A 2,869-nucleotide genomic window follows, 5' to 3' on the forward strand; every position below is an offset into this window, starting at 1 on the left:
CGCCGCGGTGAACGAGGGCAGGCCGGCCCGGACGGCCGACGTCCAGGCGGCGCAGCGCGGGACCCCGTCGGAGACGGAGCGGGCTCGGCCGCACGAGGGCGTCGGCCTCGCCGCGCCGGCCTCGCCCGGATTCGCGTCGGCGGCGCAGACCAGCGCCCCGGCTTCGCCCGCGATGCAACCGATGGGCGGCGGGCCGGGGCGCGGCGAGGCGCCGGTGCAGGTGCCGAACGCGGCGCCCGCACAGGCCGCCTCCGTCTCCCCGCTCCAGGCCGGCGTCACGGCGGCCCCTCAGACCGGAACGGCCGCTCCGGTCGTCACCGCGGCACCGGTCGCCCCGACCAGCGACGGTCCATCGGCTCCCGCCGCGGCGGGTCCGGGGATCGACGCCAGCGGGGCGTCCGGCGTCGCAGCCGGCGCCGGGCTGCTCGTGGGTCCGGGGAGCGGGGTCGTGCTGGCCGGCGGCGGGGCGGTCGGCGGCGCGCCGCTGCCGCTGTTCAATCCCTTCCTCGCCCGCCGGTCGCAGCGCGACGCCCGGCGGCAGACCGGGCAGCCCGAGCGCGCCAGCGGGCTGTGGGCGATCCTGCGGGTGCTGGGCTGGCGCCGTCGGCGCCGCGGACAGGACGCGGCCGAGCCGGTGCCGTCGGAGGACGAGGCGGCCGCGACCCTGCGCGCCTGGCGCGCCGCCCTCAGGCGGCGGACGGGGGCGTGACCCGGCGTCCGCCGCGCGGCTCGAGACGGCGGTTCAGACCTCCTCGCCGCGCTTGGCGAGGCTGACGGCGATCACGGCGGCGACGACGGCCGCGGCGGTCTCCGCCGGCGGCGATTCGGGCAGGCTCGCCGCGATGGCCGCCGGGATGAGCGCGGGCGAGGGCTCCGCCTGATTCGACAGGACCACGGCGACCTGCGCCGCGACCATCGCCACTTGCGGCACCTCGCCCGGCAGGTCCGGCACGGTGATCGGCTCGTCGGGCGATTCCAGCACGTAGCCGGTGCCGCGCACCGTGCGCACCGTCGCCGTGGCGCCCGAGCCCATCAGGTGGCCGCGCAGGCGGTAGATGCCCACCTCGATGGCGTTCGAGGAGACCTCGTCCTCGAAGCTGTAGAGCCCTTCCTCCAGCAGCCCCTTCGTCACCGTCTTGCCCGAGCGGCGGATCAGCATCTCGAAGATGCAGGTCTCGCGCCGGGGCATGCGCAGGGGCTTGCCCGCCACCCGCACCTCGCGGTTGGCCGGATCAAAGGTGACGTTGCCGGCGCGCAGCACCGGATCCAGCGTCGCCACCGGCCGGCGCATCACGGCGCGCACCCGGGCGACGAGTTCGTCGAGCGGCATCGGCTTGAGGATGTAGTCGTCCGCGCCCCCGTTCAGGCCCTCGACCCGGTGATCGACGGTGTCGCGCTCGGCGGTGATGATCAGCATCGGCACCGTGCTGCCGGCCCGGCGCTGCTCGCGCACCCAGTCGAGCCCGTCGCCGTCGGGCAGCATGCGGTCGACCAGGATCGCCTCGTAGGGTGCGAGCGACGCCGACAGCGTCGCGTCGGCGAGCGTCGTGACATGGTCGGCCACGAATCCCTCGTCCCGCAGGATTCCGGTGATGCAGCCGGCACAGGCCCGATCATCGTCGACCACCAGAATCCGCATCCCGACCGTCTCCCCTCAGTACCTTGAGCGCGCCGTTCAGCTGAGCTCACAAGCACTCACACATTCGTCATCGGATAATTCAGGATTAAGACAGTCTTCCTCACGTGGGAACCCTCGCCGTACGAGGATTGTGCGAGGAATTAGCTTGAATCACGCTAAGTTGTTGTATCAGAAAGCGTTATATTATTTGTTTTGCTGGCGAAGTTATTGGTGGGGTCGGCCTGCAACTTTGGCTCTTCGTGCCAACCTCTCCACATGTCGGTCCGCCCGGGGGCAGCGCTGCCCCCGGGCGGACCGAGTCTCGGGATCGGGTCCGATCAGGCCGCGGCGGCCTCGGCCGCGTCGATGATCGACTGATCGACGGCCTTGCCGTCCTTCGTCTGCCACGCCCCGCCGTTCTCGTAGACCGTGGTCGAGCCGTCATTCTCCAGCTCGTCGAGGGTGGTGCCCGCGTCGGACTGCTTCACTTCGAGGTTGTTCTCGCCGTCATGCGAATCGCCGAGGCCCGTCACCTGCATGGCCTTGTCGCCGTTGGTGATGGTCAGCGAGGACGAGAAGGTGGTGCCGTTCTCGCCGCCCGGGACGGTGCCGACGGTGATCTTGGTGCCGTCGTCGAGCTTGAACGTCATGTCCTTCTTGAAGTCGAAGTCGTTCTTGCCGTCGTTGTCGATGTCGACATGGGGGTCGCCCGAGACCTTGGTGGTCTTGCCGGTCTCGTTGTTCGTCACCGTCCAGGTCGCGTCCTTCTCGCTGGCCTTCACGGTGTACTTGTCGCCGAGCTGGATCGTGGCCTCGCCGTCCTTGACCTCGTGGCTCCAAGTCCCCTGGTTCTCGCTCGCCGAGGCGTCGTCCGCCTCCGAAGCCGAGGCGGACTCGCCCGTCCCGCCGCTCGCCTTCGCGGCCGCGGTGCTCGCCGGGCTGGTCTCCTCGCCCGAGGGCGCCTCGGACTGAAGCTTCGACATCAGCGTGGCGATGCCGTCGAGCAGGGTGTTCTTGGCCTTCTTCGACAGGTCCGAATCGGCGACGCGGTCGGCGATCTCCTGGAAGCCGCTCATCAGCTCGGCCGGGCTCGCCGCCTCGTCCTCGCCGCCGGCCTCGGCGGCATCCGTCGCGCCGGCGCCGTCGGCGGCCGCGGTCGGGCCCGCATCGGAGGCCGCGTCGGCCGAAGGTCCGGACTCATCCGATTCGCCGGCCCCGGAGGCGGCCGCGAAGCCCTCGGCGAAGCCGTCG

General features: G+C 71.8%; 2 protein-coding genes and 1 pseudogene. 1 reads left to right on the forward strand and 2 read right to left on the reverse strand.

Features of this window, described 5'->3' with window-relative positions; all coding sequences use genetic code 11:
* Positions 1 to 709, forward strand: a pseudogene (locus tag MFF42_RS25430) (hypothetical protein); the annotation flags it as partial.
* 33 nt (positions 710 to 742) lie between these two features.
* Here the strand turns inward: MFF42_RS25430 and MFF42_RS25435 are convergent.
* Positions 743 to 1,639: a response regulator gene (locus MFF42_RS25435; protein ID WP_238258754.1), complete on the reverse strand. Its 897-nt coding sequence runs from the start codon at positions 1,637 to 1,639 to the stop codon at positions 743 to 745.
* 317 nt (positions 1,640 to 1,956) lie between these two features.
* A partial coding sequence (locus tag MFF42_RS25440) for a DUF1521 domain-containing protein (protein ID WP_238258755.1) occupies positions 1,957 to 2,869 on the reverse strand: 913 nt, incomplete at its 5' end.

The organism is Methylorubrum podarium, assembly GCF_022179745.1.
GTDB classification, from domain to species: domain Bacteria; phylum Pseudomonadota; class Alphaproteobacteria; order Rhizobiales; family Beijerinckiaceae; genus Methylobacterium; species Methylobacterium podarium.

What these genes read in the sequence shown, in the direction of transcription:
- MFF42_RS25435 (WP_238258754.1), bottom strand. Translation starts at nt 1,639, where the DNA reads ATGCGGATTCTGGTGGTCGACGATGATCGGGCCTGTGCCGGCTGCATC.